27 protein-coding genes, 3 tRNA genes and 1 riboswitch are annotated in these 24,789 nt (G+C 60.9%); of the genes, 26 read left to right on the plus strand and 4 right to left on the minus strand.

What is annotated here, in order from left to right; all coding sequences use genetic code 11:
* Positions 1 to 11: 11 nt before the first annotated feature.
* From DBQ51_RS10990 to DBQ51_RS11005, 4 genes are read right to left on the minus strand one after another with little or no spacing between them, the layout of a single operon-like run.
* Positions 12 to 212, minus strand: coding sequence for a PspC domain-containing protein (locus tag DBQ51_RS10990; RefSeq protein ID WP_054327022.1), 201 nt, complete (start codon positions 210 to 212; stop codon positions 12 to 14).
* 46 nt (positions 213 to 258) lie between these two features.
* Complete coding sequence (locus tag DBQ51_RS10995; RefSeq protein ID WP_107631587.1) at positions 259 to 1,347, minus strand: DUF4097 family beta strand repeat-containing protein; 1,089 nt, start codon at positions 1,345 to 1,347, stop codon at positions 259 to 261.
* Positions 1,344 to 2,003, minus strand: coding sequence for a DUF1700 domain-containing protein (locus tag DBQ51_RS11000; RefSeq protein WP_054327020.1), 660 nt, complete (start codon positions 2,001 to 2,003; stop codon positions 1,344 to 1,346). The genes DBQ51_RS10995 and DBQ51_RS11000 overlap by 4 nt, the downstream gene beginning before the upstream one ends.
* A gap of 4 nt (positions 2,004 to 2,007) precedes the next feature.
* Positions 2,008 to 2,316: a PadR family transcriptional regulator gene (locus tag DBQ51_RS11005; RefSeq protein WP_054327019.1), complete on the minus strand. Its 309-nt coding sequence runs from the start codon at positions 2,314 to 2,316 to the stop codon at positions 2,008 to 2,010.
* Between the two features lie 219 nt (positions 2,317 to 2,535).
* Here DBQ51_RS11005 and DBQ51_RS11010 point away from each other — a divergent pair, with 219 nt between their 5' ends.
* From DBQ51_RS11010 to DBQ51_RS11135, 26 genes are all read left to right on the plus strand, one after another.
* Positions 2,536 to 3,606, plus strand: coding sequence for a D-alanine--D-alanine ligase family protein (locus DBQ51_RS11010; RefSeq protein ID WP_054327018.1), 1,071 nt, complete (start codon positions 2,536 to 2,538; stop codon positions 3,604 to 3,606).
* On the plus strand, positions 3,599 to 4,393 hold the full coding sequence (gene murI / locus DBQ51_RS11015) for a glutamate racemase (protein WP_054327017.1): 795 nt from the start codon (positions 3,599 to 3,601) through the stop codon (positions 4,391 to 4,393). Before DBQ51_RS11010 ends, murI begins: the two co-directional genes overlap by 8 nt.
* Positions 4,394 to 4,445: 52 nt before the next feature.
* On the plus strand, positions 4,446 to 4,877 hold the full coding sequence (locus DBQ51_RS11020; protein WP_159068162.1) for a DUF1934 domain-containing protein: 432 nt from the start codon (positions 4,446 to 4,448) through the stop codon (positions 4,875 to 4,877).
* Positions 4,878 to 4,905: 28 nt separating this feature from the next.
* Entirely contained in the window at positions 4,906 to 6,603 is a 1,698-nt protein-coding gene (argS, locus tag DBQ51_RS11025; RefSeq protein WP_107631588.1) for an arginine--tRNA ligase, read from the plus strand.
* Between the two features lie 45 nt (positions 6,604 to 6,648).
* Complete coding sequence (locus tag DBQ51_RS11030) at positions 6,649 to 8,133, plus strand: S41 family peptidase (RefSeq protein WP_159068163.1); 1,485 nt, start codon at positions 6,649 to 6,651, stop codon at positions 8,131 to 8,133.
* 31 nt (positions 8,134 to 8,164) lie between these two features.
* Positions 8,165 to 9,205, plus strand: coding sequence for a hypothetical protein (locus DBQ51_RS11035; RefSeq protein ID WP_107631590.1), 1,041 nt, complete (start codon positions 8,165 to 8,167; stop codon positions 9,203 to 9,205).
* A 75-nt stretch (positions 9,206 to 9,280) separates the two neighbouring features.
* A complete protein-coding gene (prmA, locus tag DBQ51_RS11040; RefSeq protein WP_107631591.1) occupies positions 9,281 to 10,243 on the plus strand; it encodes a 50S ribosomal protein L11 methyltransferase in 963 nt (320 codons plus the stop codon).
* 66 nt (positions 10,244 to 10,309) lie between these two features.
* The gene (locus tag DBQ51_RS11045; protein WP_107632174.1) at positions 10,310 to 11,035 is read left to right on the plus strand and encodes a 16S rRNA (uracil(1498)-N(3))-methyltransferase; all 726 of its coding nucleotides are present in this window, start codon (positions 10,310 to 10,312) and stop codon (positions 11,033 to 11,035) included.
* Between the two features lie 25 nt (positions 11,036 to 11,060).
* Positions 11,061 to 11,843 carry a hypothetical protein gene (locus DBQ51_RS11050; RefSeq protein WP_054327010.1) on the plus strand — a complete coding sequence of 261 codons (783 nt, stop codon included), beginning with the start codon at positions 11,061 to 11,063 and terminating at the stop codon, positions 11,841 to 11,843.
* A 69-nt stretch (positions 11,844 to 11,912) separates the two neighbouring features.
* On the plus strand, positions 11,913 to 12,692 hold the full coding sequence (locus DBQ51_RS11055; RefSeq protein WP_054327009.1) for a transglutaminase domain-containing protein: 780 nt from the start codon (positions 11,913 to 11,915) through the stop codon (positions 12,690 to 12,692).
* 91 nt (positions 12,693 to 12,783) lie between these two features.
* A tRNA-Met gene (locus tag DBQ51_RS11060) sits at positions 12,784 to 12,860 on the plus strand.
* Between the two features lie 8 nt (positions 12,861 to 12,868).
* Positions 12,869 to 12,943, plus strand: a tRNA-Glu gene (locus tag DBQ51_RS11065).
* 3 nt (positions 12,944 to 12,946) lie between these two features.
* Positions 12,947 to 13,022, plus strand: a tRNA-Val gene (locus tag DBQ51_RS11070).
* An 80-nt stretch (positions 13,023 to 13,102) separates the two neighbouring features.
* Positions 13,103 to 14,020 carry a magnesium transporter CorA family protein gene (locus DBQ51_RS11075; protein ID WP_107631592.1) on the plus strand — a complete coding sequence of 306 codons (918 nt, stop codon included), beginning with the start codon at positions 13,103 to 13,105 and terminating at the stop codon, positions 14,018 to 14,020.
* Positions 14,021 to 14,369: 349 nt separating this feature from the next.
* Complete coding sequence (locus tag DBQ51_RS11080; RefSeq protein WP_054327007.1) at positions 14,370 to 15,215, plus strand: transporter substrate-binding domain-containing protein; 846 nt, start codon at positions 14,370 to 14,372, stop codon at positions 15,213 to 15,215.
* Positions 15,216 to 15,243: 28 nt separating this feature from the next.
* Positions 15,244 to 15,996 carry an amino acid ABC transporter permease gene (locus DBQ51_RS11085; protein ID WP_107631593.1) on the plus strand — a complete coding sequence of 251 codons (753 nt, stop codon included), beginning with the start codon at positions 15,244 to 15,246 and terminating at the stop codon, positions 15,994 to 15,996.
* A 109-nt stretch (positions 15,997 to 16,105) separates the two neighbouring features.
* Positions 16,106 to 16,897 carry an amino acid ABC transporter ATP-binding protein gene (locus tag DBQ51_RS11090; RefSeq protein WP_054327056.1) on the plus strand — a complete coding sequence of 264 codons (792 nt, stop codon included), beginning with the start codon at positions 16,106 to 16,108 and terminating at the stop codon, positions 16,895 to 16,897.
* A gap of 65 nt (positions 16,898 to 16,962) precedes the next feature.
* Complete coding sequence (locus DBQ51_RS11095; RefSeq protein ID WP_107631594.1) at positions 16,963 to 17,847, plus strand: YitT family protein; 885 nt, start codon at positions 16,963 to 16,965, stop codon at positions 17,845 to 17,847.
* A 117-nt stretch (positions 17,848 to 17,964) separates the two neighbouring features.
* Entirely contained in the window at positions 17,965 to 18,753 is a 789-nt protein-coding gene (gene cbiQ / locus DBQ51_RS11100) for a cobalt ECF transporter T component CbiQ (protein ID WP_054327005.1), read from the plus strand.
* 12 nt (positions 18,754 to 18,765) lie between these two features.
* Positions 18,766 to 19,599, plus strand: a complete 834-nt coding sequence (locus DBQ51_RS11105; protein ID WP_107631596.1) for an energy-coupling factor ABC transporter ATP-binding protein — start codon at positions 18,766 to 18,768, stop codon at positions 19,597 to 19,599.
* A 73-nt stretch (positions 19,600 to 19,672) separates the two neighbouring features.
* Positions 19,673 to 19,866: riboswitch (cobalamin riboswitch) on the plus strand.
* A 155-nt stretch (positions 19,867 to 20,021) separates the two neighbouring features.
* Positions 20,022 to 20,765, plus strand: coding sequence for an energy-coupling factor ABC transporter permease (locus DBQ51_RS11110; RefSeq protein WP_054327003.1), 744 nt, complete (start codon positions 20,022 to 20,024; stop codon positions 20,763 to 20,765).
* 3 nt (positions 20,766 to 20,768) lie between these two features.
* Positions 20,769 to 21,101, plus strand: a complete 333-nt coding sequence (locus DBQ51_RS11115; RefSeq protein ID WP_107631597.1) for an energy-coupling factor ABC transporter substrate-binding protein — start codon at positions 20,769 to 20,771, stop codon at positions 21,099 to 21,101.
* Between the two features lie 82 nt (positions 21,102 to 21,183).
* Positions 21,184 to 22,320, plus strand: coding sequence for a cobalt-precorrin-5B (C(1))-methyltransferase CbiD (cbiD, locus tag DBQ51_RS11120; protein ID WP_242977907.1), 1,137 nt, complete (start codon positions 21,184 to 21,186; stop codon positions 22,318 to 22,320).
* On the plus strand, positions 22,317 to 23,009 hold the full coding sequence (cobI, locus tag DBQ51_RS11125; protein ID WP_054327000.1) for a precorrin-2 C(20)-methyltransferase: 693 nt from the start codon (positions 22,317 to 22,319) through the stop codon (positions 23,007 to 23,009). Before cbiD ends, cobI begins: the two co-directional genes overlap by 4 nt.
* Entirely contained in the window at positions 23,006 to 23,761 is a 756-nt protein-coding gene (gene cobM, locus DBQ51_RS11130) for a precorrin-4 C(11)-methyltransferase (RefSeq protein WP_054326999.1), read from the plus strand. Before cobI ends, cobM begins: the two co-directional genes overlap by 4 nt.
* Positions 23,758 to 24,783: a cobalt-precorrin 5A hydrolase gene (locus DBQ51_RS11135; protein WP_107631598.1), complete on the plus strand. Its 1,026-nt coding sequence runs from the start codon at positions 23,758 to 23,760 to the stop codon at positions 24,781 to 24,783. Before cobM ends, DBQ51_RS11135 begins: the two co-directional genes overlap by 4 nt.
* Positions 24,784 to 24,789 lie beyond the last annotated feature (6 nt).

The following is a 24,789-nucleotide window of genomic DNA, read 5'->3' on the forward strand; positions in this document are numbered from 1 at the left end:
CGTTGGTAGGCTTATTGAACCGCGCTTTGGGTCGGAATGATGATCGCTGCGATGATATAGGCAACTACGCCAGGAAACACGCCGAAGCAGCAAAGGAATACCCAGGCGAGGCGGATCAGTGTCGCATCGATCTGGAAATACTCCGCAATGCCTGCGCACACGCCGCACAGCATGCGGTCGGATTCGCTGCGGTACAGCTTTTTACCATTCATAGTAAAGACTCCTTTTCATCTATCATACGTTGTTTTGAGGGGTTCGTCAAGAGGGAAAGCTTGCGGTATGGCGCGTTGCAGAAACGTCTGATGGATCGGTGGCCAATTCGATATAGCCGCCCGCAACGTTCAGCCGGAGCATGGGGTCGCTGCCCTTTTGGAAAGCGCGATGCGCGCCGGCCATATCTCCGGCGATCTCCGTGCCGTTCAGATAGACCGAGCCTGCCGAAGCGACGGCCTGATAGCCGAAATGGTCGGAAACCGCGACACCGGCATCCAGACTGCCTGTGCCGACCTCTGCTTCAATGACGGGGGCGGAGAGCAGATCGACAGAAGCCGTGCCGCTTTCAATGGTAAGGTCCAGGGTATCGTTTGCAGCCAGGCTTTCGCAGTCCAGATCGCCGCTTTCGACCTCGATATCCAGCTCCGCCGCGGAGAGCCGTTCCGCATAGACGCCCCCGCTTCCGATGGACAGGTCGAGCGCGCCGGATGCGAAAAGCTCGCCGCAGCTCAGCGTGCCGTCCGCCAGCTCGATATCGATTTCGCTGGCAGCGATGGAGCCGTTAAAATCCAGGCTGCAGCCCTGCGAATGGATGCCGACCGAGCGCAGCATGGCAAGCGCGGGGAGCGTGACCGTGACCTGCTCTCCCTCACGGCAGAACAGGGCCAGCGACCATGCTTCGCCGTCAAAATGGTCGGTCAGGACGGTGGCGCCGCCGGAGACGGTATAATCCGTTCCAGCTTTCACCAGGACGGAACCGCTATTTCCGTCAACCGACAGGTCAAGCTCCTGAAGGAGCGTGTCGGACTTTCCGTAAAAAACAGTATAGCCAGCGCGGCCGCTGGGATACAGGGAAGTGTCGGAATCCGGCCGGCCCTCCTCCGGCGCATTGTCGATATGGCCGCGCACCTCGTCCTGGATCTCGTCTAGCGCGCCATGGAAAAAGCCGGAATGACGGACGCCGTCCTCGTCCCACCACTCCCGCCAGTGCGGGATGTGCAGAGTCTCGCGCAGGGAGTGGAACGCGCCGCTGTAATAAGAACTGTACAGCTCGCCGCCTGCCGCCCAGCCGCCCGCGGCAAGCCCGCCGCCCAGCACGAACAGCGCGCAGCAGGCAAGGATCAGCTTTTTCATTGCACCCCACCTCCCTGATTACGGCTTCTCAGTTTATCGAACGGCCAACGCAGCAGCGCGACAAAGGCGCGGAACACTGGCGGCACAAACAGCGTACACAGCTTGATCGCCAACAGTGACACCAGCACGCCGAGCGCGAACAGCATCAGACCGCAGCCCAGCGTGACGAGCGCGTTCGCGGGTGCGCCCCAGAGGACAAAGGAAATGCCGCACAGCACGATGCCCGCGGCCAGCAGGCAGAGCGGGATCACCACCACGAACGCCAGCACGGACAGGAGTACGGCGGCCAGCACGCCCAGCACAGCGGCGCATACACCAATGAAAGCGCCGGCGAGCGGAACCCCAATGGGAATCGCCAACACGACGAGGAGGAGCAGCAGCCAGGGGTTGATGCCGCGCCAGCCGCGCCTGGGCGCGGCTGGCGCGCCCGAAGCGGCGGCGCCCTGGCGAGGGACGGTGGTCAGCTCGCGGTAGTCGGCAAGGATCTGCCCTGCAACCGTTTCCGGCGCGCCAAGGTCCTCGATCACCCGGCGTTCGTTTTCCGGACCGGCATCGTCAAAATATTCCTCATAATAGCGCAGCGCGCTGGCGCGCTCCTCCTCGGGCAGGACGGAGAGCGCGCGGCGCAGCGCGGCCATATACTCGCTTCTGTTCATGGGTTTACCCTCCAAAAAAGATCGCGTCGATCCCGTTTCGGTAATTCTGCCAGTCGATCCGGTGCTGCCGGAGCTGGGCGCGGCCGTGGTCGGTGATCTTATAGTAGCGCCGGTTCCGTCCGGCGAAGGCCTCGTCATAGGTCGTCAGGCAACCGTCTTTCTGTAGGCGGCGCAGCACCGGATACAGCGTGGATTCCGATATTTCCAGCACTTTCTGCACATCCTGCGTGATACGGTAGCCGTAGGTGCTCTCCCGCTCGACCACCGCAAGGACGATACCGTCAAGCAGGGAGGAGGCGATGGGATAAGACATGGAAGCCACCTCTTTCTGTGTTTGCAATAATATTATATGATATATAATATGCGCTGTCAACGGGCATCTCAAAAAAAGGTGTGAAGCAAATGTAAATTTTGTAAGAACGATGCGCGGAAACGCATAGTTTTTCATTGTATTTATGCGCTATATGGCGTATAATGTTATCCGTATACGAATGAAAAGAAGTAAAGAGCAAGAAGGGGCGAATTCCATAAAATGAAATTGGCGGTATTGTTCGGCGGTATTTCAAGCGAGCATGAGATATCCTGCCTGTCCGCGGCGTCCATCCTGCGCAATCTGGACAGGACGAAATACGAAATCTACGCGGTCGGCATCACGCGCGACGGGGCATGGCGCTACTGCCCGACTTGCGATGTCGAGCGGATCGAGAACGGCTCGTGGGAGCGCATGGCGGATCTGGTGCCGGCGCTGCTCCCGCCCGACCGCGGCGTGCATGGCCTGGTTCTCCTGCGGGAGGGCGCGGCCGAAACCGTCCGGCTGGACTGCGTATTTCCGGTCCTGCACGGCGCGGGCGGCGAGGACGGCACGGTCCAGGGCCTTCTGGAGCTGGCGGGCATCCCCTATGTGGGCTGTGGCGTCGCGGCAAGCGCGAATTCCATGGATAAATCCATCACCAAGGTGCTGGTGGAGACCGCGGGTGTGCGGCAGGCGAAATACTATCTGGCGCTGCGCCATGACTTTGAGCGGGGCGCCGAGGGCGTGGTCCGCGCAGCGGCCGAACAGCTCGGTTCGTTCCCTGTGTTCGTCAAGCCCTGTTCCCAGGGGTCGTCCGTGGGCGTGGCCAAGGCGAACAACATGCTCGAGCTGGCAGCGGGGCTGACCGAGGCGTTTGCGCTGGACGACAAGGTGCTGGTCGAGGAGTTTATTGACGGGCATGAGGTCGAGTGCGCGGTGCTTGGCAACCGCGAGCCGGTCGCTTCCACGGTCGGCGAGATCGCGCCGACCCAGGAATTTTATACGTTTGACGCAAAATATAAGGATGAAAGCTCCAAGCTGTACATTCCGGCGCATATCACCGAGCGGCAGATCGAAACCGTGCGGCGCAACGCGCTGCGCGTGTATCGGGCGCTGGGCTGCCGCGGCTTGGCCCGCGTGGACTTTTTTGTCACCCATGCGGATGGGGAGGTCGTGTTCAACGAGCTGAATTCCATCCCGGGCTTTACCTCGATCAGCATGTACCCCAAGCTGTTCGATTATGAGGGCGTGCGGTATCCAGAGCTGCTCGACCGGCTGATCTCTTTCGCGTGGGAGGAGCGCCATGGATAACCGGGCCATCGGCGTGTTCGACTCCGGCTTGGGCGGGCTGACCGCGGTGCGCCGCCTGCAGGAGATCATGCCGCAGGAGCGGATCATCTATTTTGGGGACACCGGCCGCGTGCCGTACGGTACGCGCGGCCGCGATATTATCATCAAATACGCGCGGCAGGATGTTGCTTTCCTCCGGCAGTTCGACCTGAAGGCGATCATCGTCGCCTGCAATACGGTTTCTTCGGTTGCGCTCGACCTGCTCGGCGAGGAAAACGATATCCCAATCATCGGCACGGTCGAGCCTGCGTGCCGCCGCGCGCTGCGGGAAACAAAAAACGGGCGCATCGGTGTGATCGGCACGGTGGCGACCGTGCGGTCGGGCGCGTATGAGCGCCGCCTGACCGCGGAGCGTTCCCCGCTCGCGCTGACGGTGTGCGCATGTCCGCTGTTCGTGCCGCTGGTGGAAAACGGTCGTGTGTCGCGCGGCGACATCGTGATCGAAACGGTCGTGCGCGAATACTTAACGCCGCTGCGGGAGGCGGGCGTGGATACGCTGATCCTGGGCTGCACGCATTACCCACTGCTGGCGGATGTGATTGGGGACTTCATGCAAGGAGTGACGCTGATCGACTCCGGCGCGGAAGCGGCGAATGCCGCGCGCACGCAGGTTGAGCAGGGCGCAGGACCGGGGGGCACGCAGTATTTCGTTTCGGACGACCCGCAGGGCTTTACCCAGCTTGCCGGCCTATTTTTGCAGCAGCCGGCCGCAGGGGAGGCGGAGCTTGTCGAGATTTCACGGTACTGACCGGATAGTTCAGCGCCGGCGGTGCGCCGCCGGACGGAAAATGGGGAATGATATGAAGAAGGATGTTTGGCTGTCGATCTGCTCCACGCAGCAGTTTGCGGACTGCGAGGAGGAACAGATCGACCTGGTCACGGCGGCCACGCTGTATGAGCGCGGCGGCAAATATTACATCGCCTATGAGGAGAGCGAGCTGACCGGACTGGAAGGGACGCGGACCACCGTCAAGCTGGATGGAAAGACGGTTTCGCTCATCCGGACGGGGACCTACCCCTCCCATATGCTGTTCTCCGAGGATGAGCGGCATATCGGGCTGTATCAGACACCGGTCGGTACGGAAATGGCGATTGCGACGCATACCTCCCACATCCGCAACACGGTGGGTGAAAATGGCGGCGAGCTGGTGATTGATTATACGATAGAGGTGGATCATTCGGTCATGGGGGAGCATCATTTTGAAATGATCGTTTCCACAACGCCGGCATAAGGACGAAAAAGTAACGGAGAGTGAATAAATGAACGCATATGAATTTGCACGCGCCGAGGCGACGCGGGTCGTCGAGGCGGCTTACCACAAGGCGGTCGCCGCAGGCGTTTTGCCGGAAGGCGACATCCCGCCCGTTGCGGTGGAAACGCCCAAGGACGCCGCGAACGGCGACTGGGCTTCCACGTTCGCCATGCAGTGCGCTAAGCCGCTGCGCACGGCGCCGCGCAAGATCGCGGAGGCGATTGTGGAAAACCTCGACCTGGCGGACAGCTGCTTTGACACGGTGGAGATCGCCGGCCCGGGCTTCATGAATTTTACGCTGAACCAGGGTTGGTATGAAAAGGCGGTCAAAAACGTGTTCGAGATGGGGGCGGACTACGGCCGCACCCAGACCCCTGCGCCGGAAAAGGTGATGGTGGAGTTCGTATCCGCCAACCCCACCGGCCCGATGCACATGGGCAACGCGCGCGGCGGCGTGCTGGGCGACTGCCTGGCCGCTGTGCTGGACTGGTCGGGCAACACCGTGACCCGCGAGTTCTACATCAACGACGCGGGCAACCAGGTGGATAAGTTTGCCCACTCGGTCGAGGGCCGCTACATCCAAGAGGTGCGCGGCGAGGACGCGATCGAATTCGACCCGTCCTGGTACCAGGGTGACGATATCAAAGCGCTCGCGCACGACCTGGTCGGGCAGTACGGCGACAGCCTGCTGGACAAGACTCCCGAGGAGCGCTTCGCCATCATCGAGGGCTACGGCCTGCCCACCAACATTGCGCGCATGGAGCGCGACCTGGGCCGCTATAAGATCAATTACGACGTATGGTTCCGCGAGAGCGAGCTGCATGAGAGCGGCTACGTCAAGGAAACCATAGATATGCTGACCGAGAAGGGTGCGACCTACGAAACCACGGACGGCGCGCTCTGGCTGCGCTCGACCGACTTCGGCTGCGATAAGGACGACGTGCTGCGCCGTGCGAACGGGTTTTACACCTATTTCGCGGCGGATATCGCCTACCACCGCAACAAGTTTGAAAAGCGCGGCTTCGACCGCGTCATCAATATCTGGGGCGCGGATCACCACGGCCACGTCAAGCGTCTGCAGTGCGCGCTGGACGCGCTCGGTCTGGACGGCTCGCACCGCCTGGAGATCGTGCTCATGCAGCTCGTGCGCATGATGCAGGGCGGCGAGGTCGTGCGCATGTCGAAGCGCACGGGCAAAAGCCTGACCCTGACCGACCTGCTCGATGAGATTCCTGTGGACGCGGCGCGGTTCTTCTTCAATTCCCGCGCGGCCGAAACCCAGATGGAGTTCGACCTGGACCTTGCGGTCAAGCAGGATTCGGACAACCCGCTGTATTATGTGCAGTACGCGCACGCGCGCATCTGCTCGGTCATCAAAAACTGCGTGGAGGGCGGCGTACCCATGCCGGATACGGCGGCCGTCGATCTGTCCGTACTGACCGGCGCGGACGAGCGCCAGCTCGTCAAGGCGATCGCGCTGCTGCCCGAGGAGATCGCGCAGGCGGCGCAGAGCCGCGACCCCTCGCGCCTGAACAAGTACGCGGTGGCGCTCGCGCAGCAGTTCCACCACTTCTATAATGCGTGCCGCATCAAGTGCGAGGATGAAAAGCTGTGCGCGGCGCGCCTGGCGCTGTGCCTGGCGGCGCGGCAGGCGATTGCGAACACGCTCGGCCTGATCGGCGTGGAAGCGCCCGAAACGATGTGACCCGACTGCCGCATGCGCGCGCAGGACACGGAAATGGAGAAGCAAATGAAAAAATTCGTAAAAAGGCTGGTGTCGCTCGCCCTGGCGGGCGCGCTGCTGGTCGTGCCGGCGGGTGCGGTGACGCAGGATGGGGAAAGCGAGACTTGGTTTGACGGAGTGTGGGCGCTGATCGACGCGTTCGGCCTGAAGGCGGAGAACGACCCCTATATTCTGCAGAATTATATCAATAAATACTTGGAAGAGCATCCAGAGGAGCTGTACCATGTCGTCAACGATATTCTGTCCCTGCTGGATACCCATTCCATGTACCTGTCGAGCGAGGAGTACACGCAGGGCTTTTCGACTCTGGAGGGCTTTATCGGCATCGGCGTGGGCCTGCAGGAGACTGCGGGCGGCGTGCAGATCGGCGAGGTGCTGCGGTATTCCGCGGCTGAGGAGGCCGGCCTGGAGATCGGCGACCTGATTGTCCGGATCGACGGGGAGGACGCGTCCGGCCTGACCAGCGCCGAGGCGGCCGAGCGGCTGCGCGGCGAGGAGGGTACGCGCGTTTCGCTCACCGTGCGCCGTCAGGGACGCGAGATCGAGGTCGACTGCGTGCGCCGTCAGGTCAACCAGGTTTATGTTTCGAGCAAAACCATGGCCGACGGCGTGGAATACATCAAGGTCAGCGCGATCGGGTCGCAAAACGACTGGGCCGCCTTCTCCGAGATCTGGGAGGGGCTGGATGAGAAAAACACCCGCGCGGTCATCCTCGACCTGCGCGGCAACGGCGGCGGCGTGATCGATATCGCGCTCAGGATGGCCGATGCCATGACGCAGGAGGCGGAGGTCTATCTGGCGGGCGTGCGCTGGCGCAGCGATATGGGCGGTCTGGAACAGACGTTCTCCACGGGCGGCGGTCTGCCGCTCAACCAGATTATCGTGCTGGTGGACGGCGGCACGGCCTCGGCGGCCGAGTTGCTCGCGGGCAGCCTGCAGGACACCGGTGCCGCGCTCCTGATCGGGGAAAAGACCTACGGCAAGGGGCAGGGGCAGTACCATTTCCCGCTGGTCAACGGCGACAAGCTGGTGATCACCACGCTTGAGCTTGAGTTGCCAAAGCAGGGCTGCTACGAGGGCGTCGGCCTGACGCCGGATATCCAGATCGGCAACCGAGAGGTTACGGTCAACGGCGCCGGCCTGTCCCCGCTGGACACCACCAGGACCCTGCGCTTCGGCGACCAGTCGGACGATGTGTACGCCATGACCGAACGCCTCGCACTGCTCGGGCTGATCGACGAGGCGACCAGCACCTTTGACGGAAACGTGCTGGACGCGGTGGCCGCGTTTTGCGAGAGCTATGAACTGGCGCCCGACCTGTATGCCTCGCCTGAGCTGCTGCAGGCGCTGGACGGGGCGATGCAGACGCTGGATGGGCAGACCTTTGTGCTGGACCAGCAGCTGCAGACCGCTTTGGAGCTGTGCAAGCTGGCGGCGGAAGAGCCGCAACAATATACCGCGCTGCCCGACGGCAGCTGGAAGAAAAACTGAGTTACCGTCTTTCTTGGGAGGAAGATAGATTTTGGACATTCCTTTGTGCCAGAACAGCCATAAACCGCAGCTCATGCTGACAGGACCGGAGGCGCTGCCGCTTTACCGGTCGCGTCCGGAATGCTTCGCCGGCGCGCTCGCGCCCGATGGGGCGACCTGTGCGAAGTGGGCGGAGGCGCTCGACGGCCTGCCGGTCGGGCTGCCGCTCGATTGCCCGCCCGTGCCGGACAGGGAAACGTGTGAGCGCCCGCTCACGATGCGCTACATCAGCCTGTGCAAGCAGGCGTTCCGGCCTTTGCTGCATGACGGCGCCGCGTTTTATTACCTGCGGGGGGCGCAGACGTTCGCTGCTCTGCGCGCGGCCGTGCTGGCGCTGGGCGACCTGACCGGCCGCACGGTGATTGCCGAGCTACTGATCGAGGACGACGAAGGGCATATGGTGGATGGCACGGACGTACGCGCGGCGGTCGGCGTGCTGCAGCGCATCGGTGTGACCACTGTTATCCTGACCGCGCACGAGCCGGAATCCATCACGGAGGCGCTGGATATGGCCGCACCGTATGCGCGGCTCTCGCTTGGCGTATCCGTACATTCTGCATGGCTGCGCGCCCAGACCACGCTGTACAATACCGAGGTATTTCTGCCGGTCGAGCATGACGACGAGGCGCGTCTGTTGCAGGCGATCGACGCGCATACCGGCGGGCGGTTGGTGCCGCGCGACCACGATGACTTCATCCTGGCGCCGGATGGCACGAACGTACACTTTATCGACCCGACGATCGATATTTCGGATGAGATCGAATGCGGGCCGCGCCTGGAGGAAGCGCTGCTGGACGCGGAAGAGGACGCGGGCGCGTTCAAGCTGGTGCTGGAATGCGAGGATGATGTGATCGCGCTGGAGAAGTATCAGTATATGATCGCGCGGCCGCTTTGCCTGTGCGCGGAATCCGCGGACCTGCTCGAGCAGGGGCTGCGCGTATACGCAGGGCTGGCCCTGTACGACGGCACCTGGGAGCAGCCGGAGGACGTCCTGCATTATCTGGAACAGAAGTACGGCCTGATACGGCTATAAGGGGCAAAAGCCCGCTGTATCTGCGCCGCGCGTTTCATGCGCGGCATACGGAGAAAAATGACAGGGAGGCTTTGGATGGACTGGAAAGAAGTCACAATCTATACCACAACGGCCGGTATCGGGCCGGTGGAAGCGCTCTTGGAGGAGCATGGCGTGGAAGGCTATGTGCTGGAGGACGCTGCGGATTTTGAGGAATTTTTGAAGGATACCGAGATATACTGGGATTATGTAGACGAGGATCTGGTGCGCGAAAAGCGCGCGCAGGAGACCTGCCTGAAAATATACCTGCCGGACAGCGGCGAGGGCGCGAAGCAGTACGCCGGCATCCGCGCATCGCTCGAAAGCCTGAAGGCGCGGGATGAAGCGCACGCCTGGGGCCGCCTGTGTACGGAAACCGCGCTGACCCGTCAGGAGGACTGGGAATGGGGCTGGAAGCAGTATTTCAAGCCCTTTCCGGTCGGCGGGAGCTTTCTCATCAAGCCCTCGTGGGAGAGGGTGGACGACGCGCAGGGGCGCCGTATTCTGGAAATCGATCCGGCTTCGAGCTTCGGTACGGGCAGCCATGACACGACCCAGCTCTGCATGGCCGCGCTGGAGCGGTACGTCAGGCCCGGGGACGCGCTGCTCGATATGGGGACCGGCTCGGGCATTCTGGCCATCGCGGCCGCGATGCTGGGCGCGGATGTGCGGACGGTGGTCGATATTGATGAAAACTGCCTGAAAACCGCGCGGGAGAACGCGGAAAAGAACCATGTCTCAATCGGCCGCGGCCTCTGCGGCGACGCACTGCGCGACGCGGGTCTTGCGGAGGAGATCGGCGCGGGCTACCGGATTATCGTGGCGAATATCGTGGCGGACGTGATCATCGGCATGGCGCCGATGTTTGCGGGCAAGCTCGCGGCGGGCGGCGTGCTGATCTGCTCGGGTATCCTGAACGAACGCGCGTCCGAAGTGGCCGCGGCGCTGGAACAAACCGGCTTTGTGATTTTATCGCGGGAGGAAAGCAAGGATTGGAGCGCTTTTGCCGCGAAAAAATGATTCACGGAATGTTCACTTGCCAAACGGAGGTTTTTTTGTTAGAATAGGAAAGGTTATTTGATTACCATGCCAAGATTCTTTGTTGACCGGCAGCCGGAAAACGGCCTGCTGGTTCTGTGGGGCGAGGATGCGCACCACGCGGGGCGCGTGCTGCGGCTGCGGCAGGGCGAGGCGCTCACGCTATGCGACGGCGAAGGGATAGACTATGACTGCACGGTGGAGCAGATCGAAAAAGACGCGGTTCTGTGCCATGTGCGGGACCGCCATCCGGCGGCGACCGAGCCAGGGCAGCGGCTGACGCTGTTTATGGCGCTGCCCAAGGGCGATAAAATGGAATTTATCGTGCAGAAGGCGGTCGAGCTGGGTGTGAGCGAGATCGTACCCTACCTTTCACAGAACTGTGTCTCGCGGCCGGACAAGACCGAAAAAAAGGTGGAGCGCTGGCAGAAGATCGCCGCGGAGGCCGCCAAGCAGTGCGGAAGAGGACGGCTGCCCCGCGTGCGCGCGGTGGTAACAGTGGAGCAGGCGGTCGCACAGGCGGCGGAGAGCGAGACTGCGCTGTTCTTTTATGAAAATGAGAAAAAGACCGGCCTGCGGGACGCGCTCGCGGACGGTGTTGGCAGGACCGTATCGCTGATGATCGGACCGGAGGGGGGCTTCACCTTGGAAGAGGCCGAGGCCGCCGTCAGGGCGGGGCTGAGAAGCGTATCGCTCGGCACGCGAATCCTGCGGTGTGAAACCGCGCCGGTTGCGGCGCTGGCCGCCGTTTTATATGCGGGCGGCAATATGTGAGTACAAAAAAGAGGGAGTGTAAGCATTGGCCAAAAGCAATGTGGGCAAAAAGCCAATCAGTGAGGAAGAATACACAACAAATAAGGTGTTAACCGTGTTCAGCATCTGCCTGCTCGGCGTTCTGGTGCTGATGGTGCTGCAGCGCCTGCTCAATTATGGAAGTACGGTCATGGCAGGGTTCCTGATGATCAAGATCCTGCTGGGAATCGGCATCGTTGGGGCGCTGTGGGGCATCTGGTTGCTGGCACGCGAGCTTTCAGGCAAACGCTCCGGTGCACGCCGGCTGATTTGCGGGCGCAATGTGCTGATTGTGAGCATTGTGATCATCCTTTCCATGTCGGTCATCAACTATCTGGGCATCCAGCCGATCAAGGTGCTTTATGTGGTGCTTCCGGTGCTGGCGGTATATTATCTGGTATATCATTCCTACGCGCCGGAATTTTTCCTGATCGCGGTGGATTCGGGCGTCGCGCTTGGACTGATGTGGGTGGTACACCGTGCGCTCGCTTCGTCCAATTTTGGTTCGCTGGCCTATGTGGCGCTCGGCGCTATGGCCGTGCTGACGGTGATCCAGTTGATCTGCGTCTGGTCGCTGCACGGGAAAAAGGGCAAATTCAAGTTCCGCGGCGAGACGGTTGATTCGCAGTTCAGCCGCAATGCGTACACTATGCTCACGGTGACTCCACTGCTGATGACCGTTTTGGTGGCGGTTACCTTGTTCGTTCCCGCCTGCATGCTGGTTGCGCTGGGCGTGGGCGCGGCATATCTGTTCATTACAGCGGTATACTATACCGTTAAGCTGATGTGATTTTATATCCGGAATAAATTGCGGACGGCTGGGCCGTCCGCTTTGTTTTCTGGAAAGGGGGCGCGCAAATTGACACGTTTCGGTAAGCTGCTGGCAGGCGCTGCGCTGTTTTGCGGTATCGCAGGCACGCTGCTGTATCCGCGGCTTTCAGCGCCGCGGGTGCAGAGCCCGTTCGAGGCAGCGGCGCTGCTGGAGCAGGCGGTCAGGGACGGCGGAGAGAGCGTGACGTTCCGCACGGAGGAGATCGACTTGGATGCGGTGTACAGCGCGCTGGAGGCGCGGTATCCCTATGCGTTTGCGCTGCACGCGACCACGCGTCCTAACCAGACGATCGAACTGCGGGTTGAGCTTTCTCGCCCCGCACGGCAGGAGCAGGCCTGGTCGTACGCAAGGGCGCTGGCGGCGGAAACGGTGGACAGCGGCATGTCTGAGGAGCAGAAGCTGCGCGCCCTGCACGACGCCCTGGTTCGGTTATGTCAATATGATACGGATACAGCGGGTAAAGCGGCGCCTGACGGCGCGGCAGCGCCTTTTGCGGCGGACGGTGCATTACTCGACCATAAGGCTGTATGTGCGGGCTATGGCCGCGCATACGGTATGCTGTGCGAAGCCGCTGGGCTGCGTGCGGTCTATATCGCCTCGGAGGAGATGAATCATGGATGGAATGCGGTCCGGCTGGACGGGGAAACCTATTATATTGACTGCACCTTTGATGATCCTGTGCCGGATCGGGGAGAATATGTGTCCGATCAGTATTTCCTGCTGACGGCAGAGGAGCTTTCCAACACACACCAATGGGACAGGACGTTTTATGAGCAGGTGTTGGATGGTCTGGAAAAAGAAAGTTGAGGAAAAAAGCAAAAAACACTTGACAATACGACATATTTGCAATATAATATTTATCGTCGCCAACGAACGGGCGACGCAGGGAAAAGCATATGGCGGTATAGCTTAGTTGGCTAGAGCGTTCGGTTCATACCCGAAAGGTCATTGGTTCAAGTCCAATTACCGCTACCATTTCCCTTGGCCCGTTGGTCAAGCGGTTAAGACACCGCCCTTTCACGGCGGTAACGCGGGTTCGAGTCCCGCACGGGTCACCATATGGAAGTTTAGCTCAGCTGGGAGAGCATCTGCCTTACAAGCAGAGGGTCAGCGGTTCGATCCCGTTAACTTCCACCACTATAAAACCTGAGCCGTATGGCTCAGGTTTTTTGTTTCAGGTAGGCCCATGGAAATAAGACAGCAGAGGAGGGGATGGGATGTCCTGCTATTACCGGATGGAAGAGAGGGTGCGCCTTTTGGGAAAGGAGCCGCCTGAGGTTTGGGAGAATATACTGGCCGTCATCCCGCACGAGGAGCTGTCTGTCGCGCCGCTGCCAATGGGGCTGCGCCCCCCGCCGCATATTATGCGCGGCAAGGAACAGCGGTACTGCCGTATTACTTTTGAAGCAGGCCAGGTTGCCGGCTTCTTCCATGTGCCGGCGCACACCAGACAGGCTACGCATAACTGTGCGTTCACTTGGTGCGGCAGCAATGTGTTGCTGGTCGCCTATGATGATTTTGTGCAGGTGTGCCTGCACAGGGTAGGCCAGTTGAGCGCACACAAAAACGCTGGCTCCGCAGATTTTATTGTAGATTTCCTGTCTGTTCTGATACAGGACGAGCTTCCCCATATTCAGCGGCTGGAAGAGAGCCTTTCCAGTCTGGAGCAGGATGTGCTTCAGGGGAAAGTCAGCCGTTTCATCCACCAAATGAGCGCTCTGCGGCAGGAGCTTAACCGCTTCAACCGTTACTATGCACAGCTCAACGATATGGCGGATTCGGTTTTGGAGAATGTGCCGGAATGGTTTGACTCAACCAGCCTGCAGCGCTTGGGATATTTTGCGCGCAGGGTGGACAGCCTGCGGGATGAAACGCAGATGCTGCGCGAGTATGCCAGCCAGATCAGTACGGAATATCAGGCGCAGATCGATATTGCACAGAACCGGATTATGAAAACGCTGACGATCGTCACAACGGTTTTCCTTCCTTTATCACTGATTGCAGGGTGGTATGGGATGAATTTTGCCTATATGCCGGAGCTGCACTGGACATTCGGCTATCCGGCTGTAATTCTGTTGAGCGCGGTGGTTGTTTGTATCTGTCTGTATTTTTTTAAACGTCGTCATTTTTGGTAAATCAATGGAAATGAAAAGCAGCAGACCGGTTTGCGGTCTGCTGCTTTTTTGACAGAAAGGTGTTTTAAGCGATGCGTCTGCCGTGTTGGCGGCTGTCCACAAAACAAAGCCGGAAGGTACATATGAAACCGTGTAAGTCTATTGTCAAGGAAAAATATAGAGGGATTTTGCGGTGCTGGGAGTTGGAGGCGCGCAGCGGCATTAAAACGGAATGAAAATTAAAGCTGCGCTGTTAATGCGGGATTAAGTTATGCAAACAATGGTTGCAATTTCAAAATCGCGGCTTAAAATATAGGTATTCGTAGAGGCGGACGCCTGTATGAAATAAATAACGAGAGAAGAATGACTTATGATAAGAAAAAAGCTTGTAGCCACGTTCCTTACCGCAACGCTGTGTACCAGTCTGCTGGCCGGCTGCGGCGGGGGCAACGAAGCCTCGGACACAGCGGACAGCAGTGTACTCCGCGTAGGGTTTGAGGGTATGACCGTGCCGACAAACTGGACGCAGGATACGGATGCGCACGGCGCGATCCAGATAACGGGGACGGAGCAGTACCTGTGCGGCTTTGAGGTGGACCTTATGAAACGTGTCTGCGAGGAAGCTGGCCTGACGCTGGAGCCGTATAAATATGAATGGGATGGCCTGATGATGGCGGTGCAGTCCAACAAGGTGGACTGCGCGATCTCCATGATTACCCCGACGGAAGAGCGCCGCGCACAAATGGATTTCACAGAGCCATATTATTCGCCTGATCTGGTGATGGTCGTTAAAAAAGACAGCCCGTATGCTTCGGCAAAGTCGCTCGACGAACTGTCCGGCATCAAGGCGACGTCGATGCTCAATACCTTGTGGTATGATGTAATTGACCAGATTCCCAGTGCCTCCAAGGAGGCGGCCATGGAGAGCGTGCCGGTGCTGGTGGTTGCGGTCAACGCGGGTACGGTGGACGGGATACTGCTCGACCGTCCGACTGCGGAGGGTACGCTGATCTCCAATCCGGAATTAGCAATTGTCGAGCTGGACGAGGAGAGCGGGTTTGAGGTGCCGGCTGAGCAGCTCGATGTCGCGATCGCCGTAACCAAGGGTAATGAAGAACTGGTCGGTAAACTGAATGACGCGCTGGAAAAGATCACCGATGAGGAGAAAAACAAGATGATGGACGCGGCCTGTCAGAACCAGCCGCTGAACCAGTGACCAAACGGAAAGGCGGCTTTTACTTACCATGGACATAGGTAGTATGGACTTCTTTGAAAGGGTTCTGTATTTTATCCAGAATTATGGATCTTCGTTTTTGGAGGGCGCGGAAATTGCCGCGTTTCTCGCGGTAGCGGGAACGGCGCTCGGTTGCCTGATTGGCTTTCTGGCCGGCGCGGTTTCCGCTCTTGAAATCGAACCGGATGATAGTACTCTGCGCAAAGCAGTGCTGCGCGTCGCGCGCGCAGTGATTGCGTTTTACGTCTGGCTGTTTCGCGGTACGCCGATGATGGTGCAGGCCATGGTTATTTTTTACGGCTCAGCCTATTTCGGCGCGGATATGGACCCTGTCACCTGCGGCCTGTTTATCGTTTCGATCAATACAGGCGCTTACATGGCTGAGACGGTGCGCGGTGGCATTCAGTCGATTGATCCGGGGCAGAACGAGGGCGCGGAAGCCATTGGCATGACGCGCGGTCAGACGATGCGTCTGGTCATCCTGCCGCAGGCATTCCGCAATGTGGTGCCGCAGATTGGAAACTACCTGATCAGTAATGTCAAGGACACCTCGGTGCTGAGTGTAATCACGGTCGGTGAGCTGTTTTATGTGGGCCGATCGGTTGCCGGACAGTTTTTTACCTATTTTGAAGTGTTCACCGTGATCTGTATGATCTATCTGGTGCTGACAACGGTAACGACTGCGCTGGTGCGCTTGGTGGAGAAACGCCTGGCGGGTCCCAAAGATTATGTTCTGGAAGAAGCGGAGGAGACGCCGGCATGACAGGTGCTGTCCGCGGCTATGATCCGTATGAAAGATTTAAGTTGAAACGAGAAAAGGAGCTGCATGAAACATGGAGGTTACCCGAACTATGCCCTTGAACCGCCATACGATGGCACTGTCTGCAAAGAGTGTGGATGCCGTGAAAGGGCGTGCCGGCGTAAAGACGGATACTGTCCTGCGTATCGAACATTTGAGCAAGAATTTCGGTTCGCATATCGTATTGCGGGACATTGATTTTTCGGTTCGTTCGGGAGAGGTCGTCTGCATCATCGGCGCTTCCGGATCGGGGAAGTCAACGATGCTGCGCTGTATCAACCATTTGGAAACACCAACGTCCGGCGAGATTACCTATGAGGGGAAAGCGGTCGGCGGCGTGCATTTTGACCTGTCGCAATATCGCGCCAAGGTCGGCATGGTGTTCCAGTCGTTTAACCTGTTCAACAATATGACGGTTTTGCAGAACTGCATGGCGGGACCGGTGCATGTGCTGCACAAAAAGAAAGCGGAGGCGAAACAGGACGCTCTGTTTTACCTGAAAAAGGTAGGTATGGCACCGTATATCAACGCGCGCCCCTCACAGCTTTCGGGCGGCCAGAAGCAGCGCGTTGCGATCGCCCGTGCGCTGGCCATGCACCCGAAAATGCTGCTGTTCGATGAACCGACGAGCGCGCTCGACCCGCAGATGGTGGGCGAGGTGCTGGCGGTCATGCGTCAGCTTGCAAAAGAGGGCATGACCATGGTTGTGGTTACGCATGAGATGCAATTTGCGCGCGAGGTTTCCAACCGGACCGTATTTATGTGCGATGGCGTGATCGCGGAAAGCGGCACGCCGGAGCAGATCTTCGAGCATCCGCAGAACCCGAAAACACAGCAGTTCCTCAGCCGCTTCCAGGCAAGCTGAGGCTGGAAGGCGCGGCACGGAAAGGGCCGCGCCTTGCTTTGCGCAGACAGAAAGGAGAGATAAAAATGGAGCTTCGGACCCGTCTGGCAGAATATATGTCCTTGCGCTCTCTGGGACTGATTGTTGCAGGTACGTTTTTATTTTCGTTTGGCATGAACGTATTTATCACCCCGTTGGGACTGTTCAGCGGCGGTTTTCTGGGCATTGCACAGCTGGTGCGGGCATTTCTGGTTAATGTGCTGGGGCTCAGCCTTGGAAACGCGGATATAGCGGGCATCCTGTATTTCTTGATGAGCGTCCCGCTGCTGATACTGGCGTACAGCCAGCTGGGAAGGCCGTTTTTTATCAAAACGCTGGTCTGTACCGGACTGTACAGCTTTTTCCTGACCGTGATCACGGGGCCAGAGCAGCCGATTTTTTCGGATACGCTGACCTCCTGTATCGTTGGAGGGCTGGTTGCGGGCGTTGGCGCAGGGCTTACGCTGGTTTCGGGCGGCTGCGGCGGTGGGGAGGAAATATTGTGCGTGTATCTGGCGCAGAAAAACCCGTCATTCAGTGTGGGACGTGTATGTATCCTGATTAACGTGCTCGTATTCGGCTGCTGCGCGGTATTCTTCAATCTGCCTGCGGCGATCTATTCGGTTATCTATTCCGTGACCGCCAACCTGACGCTTGACAGGGTGCATTTCCAGCGTATTACGATGGATGTCATGATTATCACCAAGCTGGATAATATGGAACAGCTGGTATTTGATACGGTGCAGCGCGGTGTGACAAGGCTGCATGGAGAGGGCGGCTATACTCGGGAATCGACCAATGTGCTGCTGACGGTAGTATCCAAGGACGAGGCATTTGCACTTAAACGTGCGGTGCGCAAGCGCGATCCGGATGCTTTCATCATTGTACATGATGATATCGGCGTTGCAGGGAATTTCGAGATGCGTCTGTAAACAATCAAACAGGAGGCTGGTGCGGCAATGTGCCGCACCAGCCTTTCTGTGCTGTTGACAAATGGCGGGGTTGGCTCTACAATAAGCACAATATCGGACGGGAAAGGAGAGGGGGATATGCGCCATAACGGACACGGCGTGCGCTCGGTCGATCATCTGGCATACTGCTCCGGCATGAACGACTGGAACCCTGGGTTCAAAGTCGTGCTGTCGCTGGGGACGCTGGCGATCTGTCTGGCGGCAGACCGCGCGGTGGTATCCCTTGCGGTGATCGCCGTGCTGGCGTGGCTGCAAAACGTCAGGGGCGGGGTGCGGCTGTCCGCCTATATCGGACTTTTACGGGCGCCGCTGGTCTTCCTGTTGCTGGGCGGGCTGGCGGTGGCGTGCGATATTTCCCGCGTGCCGGCCGGTGACTGGAGCCTGCCGTTGCCCGGGTTTTATCTCTGTACCGACTGGGACCGCGCGCGCTTTGCGTGCGGCCTGGTTCTCAAAGCGCTTGGCGCGGTGAGCGCCATGTATCTGCTCGCGCTCACGACAACGGCCTGCGAGCTGGTGTCGGTGCTGCATCGGGTCCGTTTGCCTAGCCTGCTGACCGAGCTGATGTATCTGACCTACCGGTTTATTTTTGTGCTGCTGGATACATATGGCCGTATGTATGACGCGGCGGCGGCACGACTGGGCTGGCGGGATTTCCGCACCTCCTGCCGCTCGTTCGGCGGCACGGCGGCCAACCTGCTCGTCGTGGCGCTGCGGCGGTCGAGGAATTATTCGAATGCGATGGCGGCGCGAGGCTATGACGGCGCGCTGCACTTTTTGGAAGAGAAAAAGCCCCTGCGGCGCGCGCAGGTGGCTTGGACGCTGGTATTCTGGACAGCGCTGCTGGCCATGCGGCTGGCGGCAGGATAGAAAGGAGCCGCGATGCGGGAAATCGTTTTTCGGGCAAAGGACCTGTATTTTTCCTACGACGGGAAAAAGAACGCGCTCGATGGCGCTTCGCTCGACCTGTACGCGGGGGAGCGGCTGGCGGTTTTGGGGGCCAACGGAGCGGGAAAGTCAACGTTTTTCCTGTGTCTGAACGGCGTGCTGGCGCCCGACCGCGGCACGATGCTGCTGGATGGGGAACTGATCGGGAAAAAGGAGCGCGGGCGGCTGTGTCGACGGGCGGGCATTGTGTTTCAGAACGCGGACGACCAGATCATTGCGTCCACCGTTGCGGCCGAGGTTTCGTTCGGCCCGATGAACCTGCGGCTGCCGGAGGCGGAGGTTGCCTGCCGCGTGGAGCACGCGCTCGACTACATGGAGCTGCAGCCGTTCCGCGCCCGTCCGCCACACGAGCTGTCTGGAGGGGAGAAAAAACGCGTGACGATCGCGGACATCCTGGCGATGGAAAATGACATCCTGCTGTTCGACGAGCCGGGTGCGTCGCTCGATCCGGCGGGAGAGGAGCGGTTGGAGGCTGTGCTGGACCGCCTGCATGCGGACGGCAGAACGCTGGTCATTTCCACACATGATATGGATTTCGCCTACCGCTGGGCGGACCGGATCGCAGTGTTCTGTGCGGGCCGCGTTTTGGCGGCGGGCGCACCGGAGACGGTGTTTCGGGATACGCGCCTGATGGCGCGCACGCATCTGCGCCCCCCGCTGCTGCTGGATGTGTTCGACCGACTGGCGGCGCGCGGCTTTGTGCCGGCGGGTGCCGCCTGCCCCAAAACGCCGGATGGGCTGGAGGCTCTGCTCGGTAGAGAAAAATAGCAAAGCCGCCGGCGCGGCCTTGAACAGCGCGCGCGGCTATGCTATAATACAACCAGCTTCTTCCGGCCGGATCGCGGTACGGATACAAAAAGGTGCCTGCCATTTCTCCGGCAGGATAATAGGGAAAGAGGTGTGATTCCTCTGCGGTCCCGCCGCTGTAAGGGCAGAGTCCGCCGCCAGACGAGAGCCACTGGGTCATCCCGGGAAGGCCGGCGGAACGGATGATGACGCCCAAGCCAGAATACCTGCCCTTTTGGATGGAAGCGCATAGCGGTTACGAGTGATAGCCGGTGTGCGGAAAGCCTGCTTTTACCAAGGGGGAAGTGGGCGTTCGATGCCGGTCCGATGCGTGGGAAGCATTTGGATGCGGTGTTTTTTTTACGGCGGCCCCAACGGGGCCGGTCAGGAAAGGAGAAAATAAAATGACAGGTAAACAACGAAAGCTGGTTCGTATCACGGCATGCGCGGCATTGCTCGGCTGCGTTCTGCCCACCGCGGGCGCCATGCATATCATGGAGGGTTTTCTGCCGCCGGCGATGTGCGTTCTCTGGGGCGTGGCCGCGCTGCCCTTCCTGCTGGCAGGGTACTTTTCCCTCCAGCGGGCGGTCGTGCGCGACCGGCGCTCGGTCACGCTGATCGCAATGGCGGGGGCGTTTATTTTTGTGATCTCGTCGCTGAAGATCCCGTCGGTCACCGGCTCCTGCTCGCATATGACGGGTACTGGTCTGGGCGCGATCCTGTTCGGCCCAAGCGCGGTGTCCATTCTTGGCGTGATCGTGCTGCTGTTTCAGGCCATTCTGCTGGCGCACGGCGGCTTGACGACGCTGGGGGCGAATACCTTTTCCATGGCGGTCGCGGGGCCGTTTGTTTCGTTCGGCATATACAAGCTGTGTCAGAAGCTGAGAGTTAATAAAATGGTATCGGTTTTTCTGGCGGCAGCACTGGGTGACCTGCTCACCTACTGCGTGACCAGCCTGCAGCTCGCGGTGGCGTACCCGTCTGTCGTGGGTGGCGTTTCAGGCTCGGCGGTGGAGTTTCTGGGGGTTTTTGCGCCGACGCAGCTTCCGCTCGCCATCCTGGAGGGTGTGCTGACCGTGGCCGTCATGATTATGCTGGAATCCTATGCGCGTCCAGAACTGTGTGCCGTCGGCTTTGAGGAGGGATAAGGAATGACCAGAAAAAACAAATCGTTGCTGATTGTCCTGCTCCTGCTGTGTGTGGTGCTGGTTGCCGGTCCCGTGTTCGCGCTGCGCGGCGCGGAGTTCGGCGGCTCGGATGACGCGGGGAGTATCAAGGTGGCGGAGATCACGGGCGAGGATTATGAGCCGTGGTTCACACCGGTGTTTGAGCAGTTGCTCGGTGGTGAACTGCCGGGCGAGCTGGAAAGCCTGCTGTTCTGCGTGCAAACCGGCATAGGCGTGGGTGTGATCGCCTTTTTCCTTGGCCGGTTCGTGGAGCGGAAGAAGCAGGAGACCGCGCGCGGACAGGAAAAAGAAAAATAAAAGGAGAGCAGAGCGGGAGAAATGGACCGCTCTGCTTTTCTTACCTTTCATCAAGGATGCTTTGCGGAAAGGAGGGCCGTCTGTGCGGGGAAATACCATAGCGTACAGCGGTGGGCAGGCGTTGCGGCGCGGCTGGACGACCGGCTCCTGCGCAGCGGCGGCCGCGCAGGCGGCTGCGCTGCTGCTGCTGACAGGGCGGGCGCCCGCTGTGATCCGGCTGGAAACGCCGGGGGGAGTGTTGTTTTCCCTGCCGGTAGAGGGGCCGCATCTGGAAGGTGGCGCGGCGGTCTGCACGGTGCGCAAGGACGCGGGCGACGACCCTGACGTTACCAATGGCGTGCGTATTTCAGCGGCGGTGCGCCGCGCGGCTGGCGGCGTCACGATTGACGGCGGCGCGGGCGTGGGACGGGTGACAAAGCCCGGCCTTTCCGTGCCGGTAGGCGAGGCGGCGATCAACCCGGGGCCGCGCGCGCAGATCGCGGCGGCGGTCGCCCGAGCTGCGCGGGAAGCGGGTTATGCGGGCGGCTTTTCGGTTATCCTTTCTGCAGAAAACGGCGCGGCGCTAGCAGAACAGACCTACAACAGGCATCTGGGCGTGGTGGGTGGCATCTCCATTCTGGGTACGAGTGGCATCGTGGAACCCATGAGCGAAAAGGCGCTGGTCGATACCATCCGGCTTGAGCTGGACAGCCTGTACGCGCAGGGACAGCGCATCGCGTTCCTGTGTCCGGGAAACTACGGCGCGGATTTCGCGCGGGACACGTTGGGCCTGGAGCTGGGGCGCGCGGTCAAATGCTCAAATTTTATCGGGGAGGCGCTCGACCACGCGGTTTACCGCGGCTATCCGGATATCCTGCTGGTCGGCCATGCGGGAAAGCTGGTCAAGCTGGCGGCCGGAGGGATGAACACCCACTCCTCGGTCGCGGACGGGCGGCAGGAGATCTTCACCGCGCACGCGGCGCTGTGCGGGGCGGGACAGGATACGCTCGCGGCGCTGATGGAGGCGGTCTCGGTGGATGCGTGCGTTGCGGCGCTGGACAAGGCCGGCCTGCGAGAGCCGGTGCTCGCCCGCATTGGAAAAGCGATGGAGGAACGGCTCGCGCGTCGGCTGAAACAGCGGGCGCATGGGGCGTTTATCATGTTTACAGGACAGTACGGCGTGCTGGCGGAATCGCCGGACGCGCGGCGCCTGTGCGGGAAGCTGAGGGAGGATGTATGAGCAAAGGAAAGCTGTACGGCGTGGGTGTGGGGCCGGGGAACCCCGAACTGCTGACTGTCAAAGCGGTGCGCGTGATTCAGGAAAGCGACGTGGTGGCTGTGCCGCAGGCGGGTGCGGGCGAGCAGGCCGCGCTGGCGATCGCGGCAGAGTATATCGGGGACAAGCCGGTGCTTCACTGCGATATGCCGATGACGCGCGACCGCGCGGCTCGGGACGCCAGCCATGATCGTGCCGCGGACACCATCTGCGCTTTGCTGGATGAGGGAAAAACGGTTGCGTTCCTCACCTTGGGCGACCCGTCTGTGTACTCAACCTGCTGGTATGTCCACCGGCGCGTCGCCGCGCGGGGGTACGCGGTGGAAATGGTACCCGGCGTCCCCTCGTTCTGTGCGGCGGCGGCCGCGCTCGGCCGCGCGCTGTGCGAGGACGACGAGATGCTGCACATCATTCCCGCGTCGCACGGCGCGTTGGACGCGGCGCTCGACCTGCCGGGCGGCAAAGTGCTGATGAAGGCGGGAAAGGCTATACTCGAGGTGCGCGACAGGCTGGCCGAGCGCGGCGTGCTACAGAACGCCGCGCTCGTTGAGCGGTGCGGCATGAAAGGCGAACGCATCGTGTCCGAGCTGGATACGCTGGACGACCCGACCGGATATTTTTCCATTATTCTGGTCAAGGAGGATAAGGCATGATCTATTTTGTCGGCGCGGGCGCGGGCGCGCCCGACCTGATCACCGTGCGCGGCGCGCGCCTGCTGGGCGAGGCGGATGTCATCGTTTATGCCGGCTCGCTGGTCAACCCCGCGCTGCTGGACTATAAAAAGCGGGGCTGCGCGGTGTACGACAGCGCGAGGATGACGCTCGAGGAGGTAATCGCGGTGATGGCGCCCGCGGCGCGGGCGGGCCAGACCGTCGTGCGTCTGCACACGGGCGACCCGTGCGTGTACGGCGCGCACCGCGAGCAGATGGACGCGCTCGACCGCCTGGGGCTGGACTATGAAGTCTGCCCAGGCGTATCCTCGTTCTGCGGCGCGGCGGCGGCGCTCCGCGCCGAGTACACCCTGCCGAACGTCAGCCAGACGGTTATCCTGACCCGCATGGAAGGGCGCACGCCCGTGCCGGAAAGCGAGCGGATCGAAGCCCTTGCCGCGCATGGCGCGACCATGGTGGTTTTCCTATCGGCGGGGCAGCTCGAAAAGCTGTCCCAGCGGCTGCTCGCGGGCGGCTACGCGCCCGACACGCCGGCGGCGATCGTCTACAAGGCGACCTGGCCGGATGAGAGGATCGTCCACACCACGGTGGCGGGGCTGGCCGAGGCCGGCGCGCGCGCGGGCATCACCAAAACCGCGCTCATCACGGTCGGCGGCTTTCTGGGGGAGGAGTACGATCGCTCTCGGCTGTACGATCCGTCGTTCGCCACCGGCTTCCGCGAGGCGAGCCGATGAAGCACGCGAAGCTGGTGTCCTTTACCGCCGCCGGGGCGCAGACCGCGGCGCGGTGCGCGGCGTTCCTGCCGGATTTCCGCTGCGAGCGGTATGCCCGCACGGTAGACCTTTCGCTGTCCGGCACGAGCCTTGCGCGCTTTGCGCAGCAGGCGATGGTGGACTGCGACCTGATTGTATTCGTGGGCGCGGCGGGCATCGCGGTGCGCGCGGTCGCGCCGTATCTGATGGGAAAAGCGTACGATCCGGCGGTCATCGTGATCGACGAGGCGGGAAGGTTCGTCATCCCGCTCCTGTCCGGCCACCTCGGCGGTGCGAACGCGATAGCAGAGCGCCTGGCGGACGGCCTTGGCGCGCAGGCGGTCATCACCACCGCGACCGACGGGCGCGAGGTGTTCGCGGTGGATACCTGGGCCAGGGCGCACGGCTGTGTGGTGGTGGACCCGCAGCAAATTAAATATGTGTCCGGCGCGCTGCTGCGCGGCGAGACGGTGGGCGTGCGGTCGGATTTTCCGGTGGACGGGCGGCTGCCCGCGCACATCAGCCTGCAGGCCGACGCGGAGAGCGGCTTCGCGATCAGCTACGACACAAAGGCCGCGCCGTTCGCGCATACCCTGCACTTGGTACCGCGCCTTGTGCATATCGGCATCGGCTGCCGGCGGGGGACGCCCGTGGAACGGATCGAGGCGGCGGTGCGGGCGGCGCTGGGCGCGGCGGGCGTGCCGCGCGGCGCGGTATGCGGCGCGGCGAGCATCGACGTGAAACGGGACGAGCCGGGACTGCTGCTGTTCGGCGTACAGAACGGCCTGTCGCTTGCGTTCTTTTCCGCAGAAAAGCTGCGGCGGACGACGGGGGACTTTACCCCGTCCGCCTTTGTCGAGCAGGCCGTGGGTGTGGATAACGTGTGCGAGCGGGCGGCGGTGTGCGCGACAGGCGGCGGACGACTGCTGTGCCGCAAGACCGCGCGGGACGGCGTGGCTGTGGCGCTTGCGGAGCGGTCGTGGCGCGCGCGGTTTGACGGATAAGACGAG

This window comes from Agathobaculum massiliense (genome assembly GCF_900291975.1).
Lineage (GTDB): Bacteria > Bacillota > Clostridia > Oscillospirales > Butyricicoccaceae > Agathobaculum > Agathobaculum ammoniilyticum.